General features: G+C 61.1%; 17 protein-coding genes and 1 pseudogene. 8 read left to right on the forward strand and 10 right to left on the reverse strand.

What is annotated here, in order from left to right; genetic code table 11:
* Nucleotides 1–88: 88 nt before the first annotated feature.
* Genes ACR52_RS17245 through ACR52_RS17255 form a run of 3 tightly spaced genes read right to left on the reverse strand, consistent with a single transcriptional unit; the run spans nucleotide 89 to nucleotide 2,752 of the window.
* Nucleotides 89–1,060, reverse strand: a complete 972-nt coding sequence (locus ACR52_RS17245) for a 5-oxoprolinase subunit C family protein (protein ID WP_048726739.1) — start codon at nucleotides 1,058–1,060, stop codon at nucleotides 89–91.
* Entirely contained in the window at nucleotides 1,057–1,935 is an 879-nt protein-coding gene (locus tag ACR52_RS17250) for a 5-oxoprolinase subunit B family protein (RefSeq protein ID WP_048726742.1), read from the reverse strand. The genes ACR52_RS17245 and ACR52_RS17250 overlap by 4 nt, the downstream gene beginning before the upstream one ends.
* A gap of 55 nt (nucleotides 1,936–1,990) precedes the next feature.
* On the reverse strand, nucleotides 1,991–2,752 hold the full coding sequence (locus ACR52_RS17255) for a 5-oxoprolinase subunit PxpA (protein ID WP_048726745.1): 762 nt from the start codon (nucleotides 2,750–2,752) through the stop codon (nucleotides 1,991–1,993).
* 255 nt (nucleotides 2,753–3,007) lie between these two features.
* Here ACR52_RS17255 and ACR52_RS17260 point away from each other — a divergent pair, with 255 nt between their 5' ends.
* Nucleotides 3,008–3,925 (forward strand): LysR family transcriptional regulator, encoded by a 918-nt coding sequence (locus tag ACR52_RS17260; protein ID WP_048726748.1) that lies wholly within the window; start codon nucleotides 3,008–3,010, stop codon nucleotides 3,923–3,925.
* Here ACR52_RS17260 and ACR52_RS17265 read toward each other — a convergent pair.
* The gene (locus ACR52_RS17265; protein WP_048726750.1) at nucleotides 3,922–4,818 is read right to left on the reverse strand and encodes a LysR family transcriptional regulator; all 897 of its coding nucleotides are present in this window, start codon (nucleotides 4,816–4,818) and stop codon (nucleotides 3,922–3,924) included. The genes ACR52_RS17260 and ACR52_RS17265 overlap by 4 nt on opposite strands.
* A gap of 103 nt (nucleotides 4,819–4,921) precedes the next feature.
* Here ACR52_RS17265 and ACR52_RS17270 point away from each other — a divergent pair, with 103 nt between their 5' ends.
* Nucleotides 4,922–5,680 (forward strand): SDR family NAD(P)-dependent oxidoreductase, encoded by a 759-nt coding sequence (locus ACR52_RS17270; protein WP_048726752.1) that lies wholly within the window; start codon nucleotides 4,922–4,924, stop codon nucleotides 5,678–5,680.
* Here the strand turns inward: ACR52_RS17270 and ACR52_RS17275 are convergent.
* Entirely contained in the window at nucleotides 5,579–6,091 is a 513-nt protein-coding gene (locus tag ACR52_RS17275) for a multidrug/biocide efflux PACE transporter (protein WP_048726754.1), read from the reverse strand. The genes ACR52_RS17270 and ACR52_RS17275 overlap by 102 nt on opposite strands.
* Before the next feature lie 88 nt (nucleotides 6,092–6,179).
* Between ACR52_RS17275 and ACR52_RS17280 the strand changes: the two genes are divergently transcribed.
* Nucleotides 6,180–7,034: a LysR family transcriptional regulator gene (locus ACR52_RS17280; protein ID WP_048726756.1), complete on the forward strand. Its 855-nt coding sequence runs from the start codon at nucleotides 6,180–6,182 to the stop codon at nucleotides 7,032–7,034.
* A 74-nt stretch (nucleotides 7,035–7,108) separates the two neighbouring features.
* Here ACR52_RS17280 and ACR52_RS29555 read toward each other — a convergent pair.
* A pseudogene (locus tag ACR52_RS29555) lies at nucleotides 7,109–7,318 on the reverse strand (SRPBCC domain-containing protein); the annotation flags it as partial.
* Between the two features lie 270 nt (nucleotides 7,319–7,588).
* On the opposite strand from ACR52_RS29555, the gene ACR52_RS17285 reads away from it, so the two are divergent.
* Nucleotides 7,589–8,083 (forward strand): GNAT family N-acetyltransferase, encoded by a 495-nt coding sequence (locus tag ACR52_RS17285; RefSeq protein WP_048726758.1) that lies wholly within the window; start codon nucleotides 7,589–7,591, stop codon nucleotides 8,081–8,083.
* Nucleotides 8,084–8,136: 53 nt separating this feature from the next.
* Here the strand turns inward: ACR52_RS17285 and aac(6') are convergent, their stop codons facing one another.
* Nucleotides 8,137–8,589, reverse strand: a complete 453-nt coding sequence (gene aac(6') / locus ACR52_RS17290) for an aminoglycoside 6'-N-acetyltransferase (RefSeq protein WP_408003343.1) — start codon at nucleotides 8,587–8,589, stop codon at nucleotides 8,137–8,139.
* A 58-nt stretch (nucleotides 8,590–8,647) separates the two neighbouring features.
* Nucleotides 8,648–9,130, reverse strand: coding sequence for a GyrI-like domain-containing protein (locus ACR52_RS17295; RefSeq protein ID WP_048726763.1), 483 nt, complete (start codon nucleotides 9,128–9,130; stop codon nucleotides 8,648–8,650).
* Nucleotides 9,131–9,326: 196 nt separating this feature from the next.
* Between ACR52_RS17295 and alaC the strand changes: the two genes are divergently transcribed.
* Nucleotides 9,327–10,538: an alanine transaminase gene (gene alaC / locus ACR52_RS17300; RefSeq protein ID WP_048726767.1), complete on the forward strand. Its 1,212-nt coding sequence runs from the start codon at nucleotides 9,327–9,329 to the stop codon at nucleotides 10,536–10,538.
* Nucleotides 10,539–10,667: 129 nt separating this feature from the next.
* Here the strand turns inward: alaC and ACR52_RS17305 are convergent, their stop codons facing one another.
* Together ACR52_RS17305 and ACR52_RS17310 are read right to left on the reverse strand one after the other, a co-directional pair.
* A complete protein-coding gene (locus tag ACR52_RS17305; protein WP_048726770.1) occupies nucleotides 10,668–12,020 on the reverse strand; it encodes a GntP family permease in 1,353 nt (450 codons plus the stop codon).
* A gap of 83 nt (nucleotides 12,021–12,103) precedes the next feature.
* A complete protein-coding gene (locus ACR52_RS17310) occupies nucleotides 12,104–12,637 on the reverse strand; it encodes a gluconokinase (RefSeq protein ID WP_048726773.1) in 534 nt (177 codons plus the stop codon).
* Nucleotides 12,638–12,849: 212 nt separating this feature from the next.
* Between ACR52_RS17310 and gntR the strand changes: the two genes are divergently transcribed.
* From gntR to ACR52_RS17325, 3 genes are all read left to right on the forward strand, one after another.
* Nucleotides 12,850–13,881, forward strand: a complete 1,032-nt coding sequence (gntR, locus tag ACR52_RS17315; protein ID WP_161799305.1) for an HTH-type transcriptional regulator GntR — start codon at nucleotides 12,850–12,852, stop codon at nucleotides 13,879–13,881.
* Between the two features lie 179 nt (nucleotides 13,882–14,060).
* A complete protein-coding gene (locus ACR52_RS17320) occupies nucleotides 14,061–14,300 on the forward strand; it encodes a DUF6124 family protein (protein WP_048726779.1) in 240 nt (79 codons plus the stop codon).
* A 90-nt stretch (nucleotides 14,301–14,390) separates the two neighbouring features.
* Nucleotides 14,391–15,023, forward strand: a complete 633-nt coding sequence (locus ACR52_RS17325; RefSeq protein WP_048726781.1) for a glutathione S-transferase family protein — start codon at nucleotides 14,391–14,393, stop codon at nucleotides 15,021–15,023.
* Nucleotides 15,024–15,052: the final 29 nt, after the last annotated feature.

The raw sequence follows: 15,052 nt of genomic DNA on the forward strand, positions 1-15,052 counted from the left end.
AATGCATCCTGTGACGCTCTGCGTCACGACCGTCAAAAGCGGACGCAGAGCGTCCAGGGCGGCATTCCCACGCAGAGCGTGGGAACGATCAGCAGAACAATCTGGTCATCGCCTTCAACCGTTTTTTGTACACCCGTCGCGCTTCCAGCGCCTCCTCGAGCGTCACCGCCACAAACCCCGCCCGCTGGTTCGGCTGCATCTGCCCGATCAAATCCAGGTCGGCACTGATCACCGTGCCGATCATCGCGTAACCGCCACCCGACACCGCATCCCGGTGCAGCACAATCGGCTCCAGCCCGGCCGGTACCTGGATCGAACCGATGGGGTAGCAACTGTCGACGATGTTCGACGGATCAGACCCCGCACCAAACGGCTGCTCACGTGGCTGAAAGCTCAGCGCACTGCCGCCCTTGAAGCGATAACCGATGCGGTCCGCTTCGGAACCCACGGTCCACGGTTCAGCAAAAAAGCTGCTTTTCGCCGCATCCGTCAGGCGCTCGTAATACAACCCCGGCACCACGCGCAACGTCACATCGCCGCCGACCGAACTGCGCAGCGCCATGGGTAAACTGTTACCCGCGCGCCCCTGGCCGCTGGCCTCGCCGATGGGCAGTTCATCGCCCTCCTGCAAGCGCCGCCCGTGAAAACCACCGAGCGCCCCCAGGGTGTACGTCGAGCGGCTGCCGAGCACCAACGGCACATCGATGCCACCGGCGACCGCGAGGTAAGTACGCGCGCCCGCCTTGGGAAATTCAAAGCGCAACACCTGCCCGGCGCGCACCTGGAAGGCGGTGTCCTGGTGCACCACTTCGCCATCCAGGCGCGGTGACATCAACGCGCCGCTGAGTGCCACCAGGGCGTCCTGCCGGAACTCCAACTCGGGGCCGATCAACGTGCATTCCAACCCGGCCACACCGACCGGGTTGCCCACCAGATGGTTGGCCGCGCTCAGTGCGTATGGGTCCAGTGCGCCCGATGGCGGAATGCCCAAGTGGTAATAGCCTTCGCGGCCAAGGTCCTGCACGGAAGTAGCGAGGCCGGGTTTGAGGACCTTGATCATGCCAGCGCCTCCTGCAGGGTTTTCGGGTAGCCGACGGGGTCTTCGAGAAACGCGTCGAGGGAAAATTCCACCGGGCGGATGCGCAGGTCGAAACGGCCTGCGTCCACCTCGGCGACGGCCAGGTCATAGGCGTCGCGATCCATGGGTTTGAACTGCACGATATCGCCGGGGCGGAAGAACACCATGTGTTCCTTGAGGTACGCCAACTGCTGCTGCGGGTCGTAGATCGGTGCCGGGGTCACGCCGAACATCTGGTAACCGCCGGCGCCGCGCACCGAGTAAATGCAGCCAAAACAGCCGCCGTGGCCGAGGGTCAGCTTGGGGGTGTCGGTGCGCGGGCGCAGGTACTTGGGCACCTGCAATTGCCGCTCGCGCTCGACCATCTGGAACATGAACGGCAAGCCCGCGACAAAGCCAACCATCGACACAAACCACGGCGCGCCGCTGTGAGCGGCGATGAACGCATCCACATCGGCCAAGCCATTGATGCGCGCGGCGTACTCCAGGTCGGTGCCGCTGGGGTCTTGATGGCGGTCGCGAAAACGCATCAGGGTTTCATGGGTCCAGGGGTCGTTATAGAGCACCGGAATTTCGATGATGCGCGTGTGCAAGGTGCGTTCGGCCACCGCCTGGGCTTCGGCGCTTTGCACCGCGTCGAGCAATACCTGGGGCGCGATACGATCGGGGTCGAAGCGAATCTGGAACGACGCATTGGCCAGGCACACATCCAGCACGCCTTCCAGCGCCAGGCGCTCCACGGCGCGAGTCACCGCCATGCCCTTGAAAAAGGCCTCCAGGGACATGCTGTCGCTGACCTCGGCAAACAGGTGTTCATCAGCGCCGAAGCTGTAGCGGATGGGGGACGTTTCAGCCATGTCTGTTCCTCTTGGAATCGTTATAGAAAGGCAGGCAAAAAAGTTATTTCTGATCTTATTTTTTTGGTGTTTTGACTGCTATTCCCGCCTGGTCCAACGCTTCGCGGGTCGCCTCTACCAGTTCCAGGGCCCCGGGGGTGTCGCTGTGCAGGCAGATGGAATCGAATTCTATAAACAGGTCTTCGCCTTCTACGGTCCGTACCAGGCCGGTCTGACACGCACGCAAGACACGCGCCGCAACCGTTGCAGGATCCAGCGCACGCACGTTGCGGGTAAACACGATAGATCCGGTCAGATCGTACTCACGGTCGGCATAAAACTCGCGCACCACCGGCTGCCCCAATTCCTTGGCCACGCGCCAGATCACCGAGTTGGGCATGCAGTACAGCAGTAAGGTCGGCTCGATGAATTGCAGGTTTTGCACCAGCAGGCGTGCGGCCTCTTCGTCGCGGGCCAGGTGCATGTAAAGCGCACCGTGGGGCTTGATGTGTTGCAGGGTCACGCCCTGGGCCCGGGCGATTTCACGCAGGGCGCCGAGCTGGTAGAGGATGTCGTCGACCAATTCCTGAGCGGGAGCGTTGATATGCCGGCGGCCAAATCCCACCAGGTCGCGAAAGCCGGGATGGGCACCGATCGCCACACCCAGCTGCTTGGCGCGTTCGACGGTGCGGCGCATGGTGCCGGGGTCGCCGGCGTGGAAGCCGGTGGCGATATTCGCCGAGCTGATATAGGCCATCAGCTCGGAATCGACGCCATCGCCGATGGTCCAGGGGCCGAAGCCTTCGCCCATGTCTGAATTGAAATCCACTGCCTGCATCGGGGGTTGCTCCGCCAAAGGTGATGCTGGAAAGTAGGCTGGCGCTTGACCCCTTGGGAAGATCTATTATCAGATAGGGTATCTTCTGAAAATCAGATATCACTAAGCTCCTGACGACAGATCGACACCGATCGTTCGCATGCTCTGCGTGGGAATGAATCCTGTGACGCTCCGCGTCACGACTTTAAAAGCAGACGCAGAGCGTCCTGGGCTGCTTTCCCACGCGGAGCGTGGGAACGATCAGGGGAAAGCCTTATGTCACTGACTTTGCGCCAAATCCGCTACTTCGTCGCCACCGCCGAAATCGGCCAGATTTCCCAAGCGGCGATTCACTTGAACATCTCTCAATCGGCGGTGACCACCGCGATCAAGGAGCTGGAGGCGATGCTCGGCGCCCAGCTGTTTGTGCGCTCGGCCCAGGGCATGAACCTGACTGACGCCGGCCGGCATTTTCTCAACCGCGCCTACGTGATCGTGCGCAGTGTCGACGACGCGCTGAACAGCCCCCTGCCCGACTACCGCGCCAGCGGCGTATTACGCGTGGCCGCCAGCTACACAGTGCTGGGTTACTTCCTGCCCCACCATTTGCAGCGCATGGAACACTGGCACCCCGACGTGACCATCGAAGTGTTCGAACAGGAGCGCCAAGCCATCGAACACGGCCTGCTCGACGGCCAGTTCGACATGGCCGTGGTGCTCACCGCCAACCTCACCCACCCGGATATCGTCTCGGAAATCCTGTTCAACTCGGAGCGACGCCTGTGGTTGCCCAGCCATCACCCGTTGTGCGAGCGCGGCGCCGTGAGCCTGGCGGATGTGGCCGAAGAACCCTACATCCTGCTCACCGTCGACGAAGCCGAACACAGCGCCATGCGCTACTGGGAGCAGGCCGGGCAAACGCCCAAGGTGCGGCTGCGCACCAGTTCGGTGGAGGCGGTACGCAGCATGGTCGCCAATGGCAGCGGCGTGGCGATTCTGTCCGACCTGGTGCATCGGCCCTGGTCACTGGAAGGCAAGCGCATCGAAACCCTGACCGTGACCGACAAGGTCACGCCCATGAGCGTCGGCCTGGCCTGGCACCGCGAGCGCGCGTTTACCCCGGCGATGCAGGCGTTCCGCGATTACTTCCATGATGCGTTCCTGACGCCTCAACAATTGTCGGCACGGCGTTAGAGCTGGGCTTGCAGCGTGGCCGCCAGCCAGTCCATGAACACCCGCACCCGCAACGGTAAATGCCGCTGCCCGGCGTAGAGCAGGGATACGTCCAACGGCGGCGCCGGGTAATCCGGTAAAAACGCGACCAACTCACCGCTGGCCAACTGATCGCCAATACCGAGGGCCGGCACTTGGGTAATCCCGAAGCCGCCCAGGCACGCCGACTTGTACGCATCGGTGCTGTTGACGGTAACCCGCCCGGCCATGGGAATGCGCTGCACTTTGTTGCCCTGCTGGTATTCGAACCCCGCCGAGCGCGAACCCAGCGGCCGCACGTAATGCACCAACTGATGATCGGCCAGGTCTGCCAGCGTCTGCGGCACGCCATAACGTTGCAGGTACGCCGCGCTCGCGCAGTTGATCATCGGCAGGCTGCACAACAGCCGCGCCACCACGGACTGGTCCGGCTGCGCACCGACGCGCAACACACAGTCAAACCCCTCGGCGAGCAGGTCGACCTGACGGTCGGTGGTGCTGATTTCCAGCTCGATGAGCGGGTGCGCGCGCATGAATTCCGGCAGGCGCGGCAGGATCAATTCCCGCGCCATCACGTTGGGCATGTCCACACGGATGCGCCCGGCCAGTTGCGCTTCGTCCTGGCGAAACAGCCCTTCGAGTTCCTCCATGTGCGCGAGCAAATCCTTACTGCGCTCATAGAGCACGCGACCGTCCTGGGTCGCCTGCACCTTGCGCGTGGTGCGCTGCAACAGCCGCGTGCCGAGTAGTTCTTCCAGCGCCTGCACGTGCTCGGACACGGTGGAGCGCGGCAGGCCCAGGCTCTCGCCGGCGCCGGTGAAACTCGACAGTTCGGTGACGCGCACGAAGGTGCGCAGCAACTCCAGTTTGTTCATGGATTGTTCGCCCTATCCGGCCAGTGATTCCGCTTTCACTCTGTTTATCACGTAACAGCCGGACAAATACACTTCATCCCACGATCACTCAGAGGAACTCACCATGACCCGCAAAATCGCATTGATCACCGGCGCCAGCCGCGGCCTGGGCAAAAGCGCCGCGCTGCACCTCGCGGCGCAAGGCGTCGATATCATCGGCACGTATCACAGCAAAGCGGATGAGGCGCAGGCGGTGGTCGCGCAGATCGAACAATTGGGTGGCCGCGCCGCCATGCTGCAACTGGATGTCAGCCAGAGCACGACCTTCAACGATTTCGTCGGCGAAGTAAGTGGCGTGCTCAAGGATGTTTTCGCACAGGATCACTTCGACTTTCTGATCAACAACGCCGGGATTGGCATTCATGCCAGCTTCGCCGAGACCACCGAAGCCCAGTTCGACCAACTGGTGGCGATCCAATTCAAGGGTCCGTTTTTCCTGACCCAGAAGTTGTTGCCGTTGATCCGCGACGGTGGGCGCATGCTCAATATTTCCAGCGGCCTGGCGCGCTTCAGCCTGCCGGGCTACGCGGCGTACGCCGCCATGAAAGGCGCGATGGAAGTGCTGACCCGCTACCAGGCCAAAGAATTGGGCGCACGTGGCATCAGCGTCAACATCCTCGCCCCTGGCGCCATTGAGACCGACTTCGGCGGCGGCGCGGTGCGCGACAACGCAAACCTCAACGCCATGGTCGCCAGCAACACCGCCCTGGGCCGCGCGGGTTTACCGGATGACATCGGCGGGGCGATTTCCCTCTTGCTGGCCGACGGCAGCCACTGGATCACCGGGCAACGTATCGAGGCGTCGGGCGGCATGTTTTTGTAAGAGTTTTTCGCGCAACACGTCATACCCCCAGTGATACACATAGGTGTACGGCAGGAAGAACAGCAGCACGCCGATGTCGAGGATAAACGCCTGCATCAGGCTGATATTCAGCCACGCAGCAATCAAGGGCACGCACACCAGGATCAGCCCGCCTTCGAACAGCAGGGCGTGCAGCACGCGGGTCCAACCGTTGTTGGCCAGTTGCAGGCGGGCCTTGAGGCGGTCGAACAGGCCGTTGAAGATCACGTTCCAGGTCAACGCCATCAGGCTGATTGCCAGGGTGACCATGCCCATCTCCAGGGCAGGTTTGTCCATGATCCACGCCAGTAAGGGGGTGCAGATCAACAACGCCAGGGCCTCGAAACCGATGGCCTGGCAAACGCGTTCAGTAATGGATTTGGTAGGGTTCATGACCCGGCTCCGTGAGTGACAACGGTTGCCATCATTACCCCTTGAGTCGATACTTCATAACCAATAACCATCGATCAAGGCGATAGTCATGGCGTCCCATGAAGTGCTCCAGGCGTTTGTGCAAGCTGCCACCCAAGGCTCGTTTTCGGCGGCGGCGCGCAAGTTGGGCAAGAGCCAGTCCACCGTCAGCGCTGCAGTGGCCAGCCTTGAGATCGACTTGGACGTGGTGCTGTTTGATCGCAGCAGCCGCAAGCCGACGCTGACCCCGGCGGGGCATGTGTTGTTGCAGCGCGCCGAGCAGGTGCTGGAGGCCAGCAGCCGTCTGGAGTTGGCGGCAAGCCAGTTGGCCCAGGGGCTGGAGCCAAAGCTGAGTATCGCGATGTCCGATACGTACCAGTCGGAACGCTTCGAACTCGCCCTCAAGGCCTTCGAACAACGCTACCCGGACCTGGAGCTGGAATGGTTGATCGCCGAATGCGAGGACTTGATCGCGCTGGTTCAGAGTGGCCGGGCGCAGATTGCCCTGATCGAAGCCCAGGACGTGTATCCGCCCGACCTGACCCGCGCGCCGGTGGCGCAACGCACTGAAATCGCCCTGTTCGTCGCCCCTACGCACCCGTTGGCCAGCCTGGCAGCCGTCGACCAGCAGGCATTGCAGCAACACCGTGAACTACGCCTGGCGAGCATCATCAACCCGAATGAAACCCGCCCTGCGGGCCGCGTGTGGTCGGCGCCGAGTTTTCTGATGCTGATGGAGATGGCCCAACTCGGCTTCGGTTGGGCGGCACTGCCGCGCTGGCTGGTGGAACGCTTTGGCAATGCCGGGCTGGTGGAACTCACCGTTCGCGGTTGGCCGCGCTCGGTGGCGGTGGATGCACTCTGGTCGCGGCAACACCCGCCGGGGCCGGCGGGGAGCTGGATGTTGGGGCAGATGCTCGAATAACGCCCAACCCTGTAGATATCGGCTTGCCGGCGATGGCGGCGTATCAGCCAATAGAAATGCAAGCTGACCCACCGCGGGTACTCACTGCCATCCGGCGCACGCATCAGGGTGCGAAACAGGCCACCGACCCACAGGTTCATTTCGCACTCGGGGGTGGTCATGCCGTGGGGGCCCCACCATTGTTGCAGCAAGGCCGGTTCGGTCCAGGCACGGAAGACGCGGCTGCGCGGCGCGTCGATCAAGCGGCTGATGGACAGTTCAAATTCAGCGGGTTGCGGGTTCATGGGGAAACCTCCTGAGTTTTATGATTGTTGTGTTCAGAGATTCAATTCACGCACGGGGCGTACTTCCACACTGCCGACCCGTACCGCCGGAACTCAAGGTTTCAGCTCGAACAGACCGGCGCCGACTTCCATATTGAAAGGCGTCGATTACTTAAGAAACCCTGAGTCGAACGCGCCACCGGCCAATCGACAGCCCACTGAAAAATAATTTCGCCCCCGGCAAACCCGCTAGAATCCGCGCTTCTGCGTAGGAATTCGGATGCCCCCCTGATGGAAACCCGCCTCGTGCCCTATGAGACGTTGAGCACTGCGCAAAAACAGCAGCTCGACGGCCTGGAAGTGCATCCCGACCAACTGGCGTATTCCGGCGATATCTATTGCGCGCTGAACTCCCTGCTGGTCAACCCGAACCCCGGCATCAAGGGCTTCGCCCTGCTCGCCGACGACACCCCAGTGGCTTTCCTCCTGCTCAAACGCCCACCGTGCCTGCCCCATTGGGCGGATGAACACAGTGCCACGCTGCACGCGCTGCAGGTGGATCGGCATCAACAGGGACGAGGGTTTGGTAAGGCGTGTATGCGGGCGCTGCCGGATGCGGCGAAGCAGGCGTGGCCGCAGATCGAGGCGCTGGAGCTGTCGGTGGACACCAACAACGTGGCGGCGATGGGCTTGTATCTGGGCGCGGGGTGGGCGGATAGCGGCGAGGCCTATAAGGGCCGGATTGGGTATGAGCGCAGGTTGAGTTGGGTGTTTAACGCTCGGTGAATGTCACGCAAACATGACTTTTTGAAGTGAATGTCATGTTTACGTGACAGGGACTACTTGTCGGAAGCCGCCAGCGGCTTCAAGAAATACACCACGCGCTCGGTTTCTGCGAAGCCCAGGGCCTGATGCATGGCATGGCTGCTGTGGTTCTCCAGCAATGCGTCGGACGCCAGTTCCACGCAGCCCACGTCCACGGCCCACTGTTCAACGGCGGCGACAAGCTGTCGTGCGACACCTTGGCCACGGCTGGCGGGCGCTACGTACAGCCCTTCAAGAAACGCGACCGGCGAGGTGCTGGTGCCGTTGACGTAATCCTCGCGGACCGACGCCTCGGCAAAACCCACTGCCTGGCCGTCGGCGTCGTGGAAGGTGAGGACAAGGTTGCGCTCTGGCGCGCTCAGCAGGGTCTGTGTTTCATCCTCACTGCCGAACGCCGAATCCGGCCACAGCGCGATACGCAACGCCAGCCAGCCAGCGTGGTCGAGCAACGTGCAGCGCTTGATCATCAACATTCACTCGCAGAAAAAAATGGCCGAAGAGCATAAATCATCTTCGGCCGGTGTTTCAGGCCTTCGCTTCTATCGGCAACCAGATTTCGACAGTGCCAGTGCCCTTTCTCCCATCAAAATCCGCGCTGTAGCGCTCAAAATCCACCCCGGCAACCTTGTAGCCCGAATGCGGCAACCATTCGAACATGATCCGCTCGTATGTCTGCTCCAGCGCCTGTACCGGGCCGTAATGCGGGAATACGGCGTAGTGATGCACCGGAATTTCGATGGACTGGAAGTTGCTCGGCACATCGATCTTGGACGGGACTTCGACCCCGGCCAGGTAATCAAACTCACCGTGCAGGGGGTTATGGCAAACGCCGTAGGTCACGCCGCTGACACGTTTTTTGATGTCCTTGATGCACGTATCAAACAACTCCCACAGCCGCGGGATATCGCCCACGGTGGCCTTCGAATAACGCCCTTGTACACCAGCAATTACCAGTGCCTTACCCTCTTCCATGCGTGGCTCTAACGGTTGTTTTGTCTGCTGATCCATATGAACAGTCTCCTTCTTATGAGGGAACAAACCCGTATCGAGTATAGGGGCATATCCACGCGGGACTCCATGCAGAAATTTTTCCTACGCATCTGGACAACTGGCCATCATCGACCGTATTGTCTGCCCCGCAGGCCACCGCAGTGGCCGACGTCGCTCGGACGGTTCCGGGCGCTTACGTACTTTCGAGGCAACAATGGCAGACCAAGGTTCGCCGCGCCGCTTTGCGCGCATAGATCGACTCCCTCCTTACGTTTTCAATATCACTGCCGAGCTGAAGATGGCTGCGCGTAGGCGCGGCGAAGACATCATCGACTTGAGCATGGGTAACCCTGACGGCCCGACCCCTCCCCACATCGTGGAAAAAATGGTCACCGTCGCCCAGCGTGAAGACACCCACGGCTACTCCACCTCCAAAGGCATTCCGCGTCTGCGCCGGGCGATTTCGCGCTGGTACAAAGACCGCTATGAAGTGGACATCGACCCCGAGTCGGAAGCCATCGTCACCATCGGCTCCAAGGAAGGCCTGGCGCACTTGATGCTGGCCACCCTGGACCAGGGCGACACAGTGCTGGTGCCGAACCCCAGCTACCCGATTCATATCTACGGTGCCGTGATTGCCGGCGCCCAGGTGCGCTCGGTACCGCTGATTCCCGGCGTAGACTTCTTCGCCGAGTTGGAACGGGCGATTCGCGGTTCGATTCCCAAGCCGAAGATGATGATCCTCGGTTTCCCGTCCAACCCGACTGCGCAGTGCGTGGAGCTGGATTTCTTCGAGCGGGTGATCGCCCTCGCCAAGCAGTACGACGTGCTGGTGGTGCATGACCTGGCCTATGCCGACATCGTCTTCGACGGCTGGAAAGCCCCGTCGATCATGCAGGTGCCGGGCGCCAAGGACATTGCGGTGGAGTTTTTCACCCTGTCCAAAAGCTACAACATGGCCGGCTGGCGCATTGGTTTCATGGTGGGCAACCCGGAACTGGTCAACGCCCTGGCGCGGATCAAGAGTTACCACGACTACGGCACCTTCACCCCGCTGCAAGTGGCGGCGATCGCTGCGCTGGAAGGCGACCAACAGTGCGTGAAAGACATCGCCGAGCAATACCGCCAGCGCCGCAATGTACTGGTCAAGGGCCTGCATGAGCTGGGCTGGATGGTGGAAAATCCGAAGGCAGCGATGTACGTCTGGGCGAAGATCCCCGAGGCGTATGCCGCCATGGGCTCGCTGGAATTTGCCAAGAAGCTGCTGCTGGAAGCGAAGGTGTGTGTATCGCCGGGGATTGGGTTTGGTGAGTACGGTGACGATCATGTGCGCTTCGCGCTGATCGAGAACCAGGACCGGATTCGCCAGGCGGTGCGGGGGATTCGCGGGATGTTCCGGGCGGACGGGCTGACCCCTAAAGCCTGACCCTGACTCGGTCAAACATGTGGGAGGTGGCTTGCTCTCGATAGCGGTGGACCAGTCACCATTTGCAGTGACTGACACTCGGCAATCGGGAGCAAGCCCCCTCCCACATTTGTTTTTGCGGTGTGCCTGTTACACCACCAACGACAGCAACATGATGAAGATCAACGCCACCACCGACAGGATGGTTTCCATCGCCGTCCAGGTCTTGAACGTCTCGGCCACGGTCATGTTGAAGTACTGCTTCACCAGCCAGAATCCCGCATCGTTGACGTGAGACAGCACCAACGAGCCCGCCCCCGTCGCCAACACCAGCAGCTCACGGTTAACCCCAGGAATCATCCCCACCACCGGCACCACGATGCCTGCGCCAGTAATGGTCGCCACGGTTGCAGAACCGGTCGCCACACGAATCACCGCCGCTACCAGCCACGCCAGCAGGATAGGGTTGATCTGCGCGTTCACCGCCATATGGCCGATCACGTCACCCACGCCGCTGGTCACCAGCATCTGCTTGAAACCACCACCGGCGCCGATGATCAGGATGATCGCGGCGGTCGGCGCAAGGCTGGCGTCGAGCAACTTGAGGATCTGCTTGGAGTGGATGCCCTGGCGATGGCCAAAGGTGTACAGCGACAGCAGCAGCGCCAGCAGCAAGGCGGTGATCGGGTGACCGATCATGTCCATCCAGTTGCGCACCACATTGCCTTCGGCAAAAGCGACGTCGGCGAAGGTTTTCAGCAGCATCAGGAACACCGGCAGCAGCACGGTGATCAGGGTGATGCTGAAACTCGGCAGCGTCTTGTTTTCCGGCTCGCGGGCCAGTTGATCGACCAGTTCCTGGGACGGATTACCGGGGATGTACTTGGCAATGAACGTACCGAAGATCGGGCCGGCGATGATGGCGGTCGGCAGTGCGACGATCAGGCCGTACAGGATGGTCTTGCCGATGTCCGCGCCAAACACGCCGATAGCCAGCAGCGGACCCGGGTGCGGTGGCACCAGGCCATGCACCGCCGAGAGGCCAGCGAGCAGCGGGATGCCGATCTTGATCAGCGACACGCCGGTGCGGCGCGCGACGATAAACACCAGCGGTATCAGCAACACAAAGCCGATCTCGAAGAACAGCGGGATGCCCACCAGGAATGCGGCGAACATCATGGCCCACTGGACCTTGTCCTTGCCGAAGGCACGGATCAGTGTCTGGGCGATCTGATCGGCGCCGCCGGATTCAGCCATCATCTTGCCGAGCATCGTGCCCAGCGCGAGGATGATGCCGACAAAGCCGAGCACCCCGCCGAAACCGTCCTGGAAGGCCTTGATGATCTTGTCCACGGGCATGCCCGAGGTCAGGCCGAGGAAGCCGGCCGCGATGATCAGTGCAATGAACGGGTGAACCTTGAACTTGGTGATCAGAACGATCAACCCGATGATAGTGACCACTGCATCGAGCAGCAGGTAGGACTCGTGGGACATGCCAAACATGGGGGTCTCTCCTGTTTGTTGTTGTTATTAAAGCCGGTATTGAATCTTTCGCCGGGGATAGCGCTATCTTTCCCGGCAAAAAATTATTTTTTAGGTTCAAAGCCGTGTAGCAGCCACCAGTCGTTGGTCTGCTTGGCCAACGCCTCGACGCTGTCTTCGCTGGCGTTGAGCGCCAGGGTCAGCGGCTCGCCCACGGGCGATTCAAGGGTGGCGAACTGGCTGTCGATCAGGCTGGCCGGCATGAAATGGCCGGGGCGATGCAGCACGCGGTCGGCGGCAACGGCACGGGTCAGCTCCAGAAACACAAAACCCAGGCCCGGCGCAGATTCGCGCAAGTGGTCGCGGTATTTCTTTTTCAGGGATGAACAGGTGAGTACCGGGTGTTCGCCGGCCTTAAGCGAGCGGCGCAGTTCATCGCACAGGATGTCGAGCCAGCCGGCGCGGTCGTCGTCGTTGAGGGGGTGGCCGGCGCTCATCTTTTCGATGTTCGCGGCGGGGTGGAAGCTGTCGCCTTCGATGGCAGTGGCACCGTTCAACTGGCACAAGGCCTCGCTGACGCTGGACTTGCCACAGCCGGAAACACCCATGATGACCAGGGCAGTAACAGGTTGACTCATGAAACACCTCAGGACGCAGATAGCGCTACCTTTACACGCCGTAAGGGCAGTGCAAAAACAGGCTTTTCCCGCGCCGTCTTGTCATTTTTATGGAGTGACGCGTGCATCCGCTTCAATCATTTGAACCGGATCAGGCAACCCAAAGTTCAATAATTTGCAGCCATTTAGAGACAGCGCTACCTTAGTGCCTCGATTTTTGTTTGGCAAGCCGCCTGATGACCTCCAAGAACGATAAAAATACCCGCACGACGGGACGCCCCACCCTGAACGAAGTCGCCCGCCTGGCCGGGGTCAGCCCGATTACGGCCTCACGCGCCCTGCGCGGCATCAGCACAGTGGCCACCGAACTGGTGGAAAAAGTGCAACTGGCCGCCGCCGAACTCAACTACGTGGTCAACCCAGCCGCCCGCGCCCTGGCCTCAGCCCAGAGCCATTCGGTAGTGGTGTTGGTGCCGTCGCTGTCCAACCTGTTGTTTATCGAAACGCTGGAAGCCATCCACCAAGTGCTGCGGCCCAAGGGCTTTGAAGTGCTGATCGGCAACTCACACTATTCCCGCGACGAAGAAGAAAACCTGCTGCGCAACTACATGGCCTACCAGCCACGGGGGTTGCTGCTGACCGGCTTCGACCGCACCGAAAGCGCACGACGAATGGTCGAAGCCAGCAATGTGCCCTGCGTGTACATGATGGACCTGGACCCCAACGCCGGGGTGAACTGCGTGGGCTTCTCGCAGTTGAGCGCAGGTGAGACAGCGGCGGCGCATTTAATCTCCCGTGGGCGCAAGCGCCTGGCGTATATCGGCGCGCAACTGGATCAGCGTACGTTGCTGCGCGGTGAAGGTTTTCGTCGCGCACTGCAACAGGCCGGGTTGTATGACCCGGCGTTGGAACTGCTGACGCCACGGCCCTCCTCAGTGGGTTTGGGCGGCGAGTTGTTCTTGCAGCTGCTGGCCGCCCATCCGGATGTGGATGCGATCTTCTTCGGCAACGACGACCTGGCCCAGGGTGCGCTGCTGGAAGCCATGCGCCATGGCATCAAAGTGCCGGAGCGCGTGGCAGTGCTGGGCTTCAACGACTTGCCCGCGTCTTCGTTCATGGTGCCGCGACTGAGCAGCATCAGCACGCCAAGGGAAGCGATTGGCCGGCGTGCGGCGGAGCATTTGTTGACGATCATGGCGGGTAACAAGATCGCCAAGCCGGTGGTGGATATGGGGTTTGAGTTGCAGGTGCGGGAGAGCACGTAGGACGCCTGTAGGACGCGACGGACATTGCGGTCAGCGCCTTGCTCCGTTGCCTACGCTTACGTCAGAATCCGCCGGCTTGTGCGCTTGGGTGCGGGTCTCTAAGGTTTGCCGGTCGCTGAACTTCTCGGTGATCGGGTTTAGTAGCCCACTTTTGGACTTTCTAGACCAGGAGCACCGTAATGATCAAAGAAGTTGAAAAATCGCCAACGACCCTCTTCACCGTTATCCCCGACATCCCCACCGAAACCCTGCTGATCAACAGCTACGAAACCGTGTGCTCCGTCAGCACCTTGTTGCTCGACCTGTCCGATGACCTCACCGGTAAACACCGCGATGTAGCACTCGCCATTCATCAATTGAGCGAACTCAGCGTATTGCTGGTCGGCAAGGCGATGGACCAGCACACTCCACGCTGCTAAAGCCTTACTCAGCAAGCCCCCTCCCACATTTTTAACCGTGCCCACTTTGCCCCTGCTAGATTGGCTGCTCTCCAATGCCAGGGAAGCACCATGGGACACTCACTGAAAATCTTAGGCCGTGCCTCGTCCATCAACGTGCGTAAAGTCCTGTGGACATGCCACGAACTGGGCATCGACTACGTGCGCGAAGACTGGGGCATCGGCTTCAAACCCACCCAGTCTGCCGAATTCCTCGCCCTCAACCCCAACGCCCAAGTGCCGGTGCTGATCGACGACCACGGCGTACTGTGGGAATCCAATACCATCTGCCGCTACCTGGTGAACCTCTACCAACGCCACGACCTGCTCCCCTTTGATCCCGCACCCAGGGCCCGGGTCGAGCAGTGGATGGACTGGCAGGCCGTCGAACTCAACCGCGCCTGGGGCGATGCCTTCACCGCGCTGGTACGCAACAACCCCGACGGCCTCGACGCAGAGGCCATCGCCGCCGCTGTGCAGGTGTGGAATGACAAGATGGGCCTGCTCGAACAACAGCTGATTCGCACAAACGCCTACGTGGCCGGTGATGAATTCACCCTGGCCGATATCCCGATCGGGCTGTCGGTGCATCGCTGGCAGATGACGCCCATGGAACGCCCGGCCTACCCGGCGGTAGCGGCGTACTATCAGCGACTCAGCTCCCACCCAGGCTTCCAGACCTTCGCCCTCGACGGCCATAACTAATAAAGGCAGCTGCAAGTTGTGAGCTTTAA

The organism is Pseudomonas fildesensis (assembly GCF_001050345.1).
GTDB classification, from domain to species: Bacteria; Pseudomonadota; Gammaproteobacteria; order Pseudomonadales; family Pseudomonadaceae; genus Aquipseudomonas; species Aquipseudomonas fildesensis.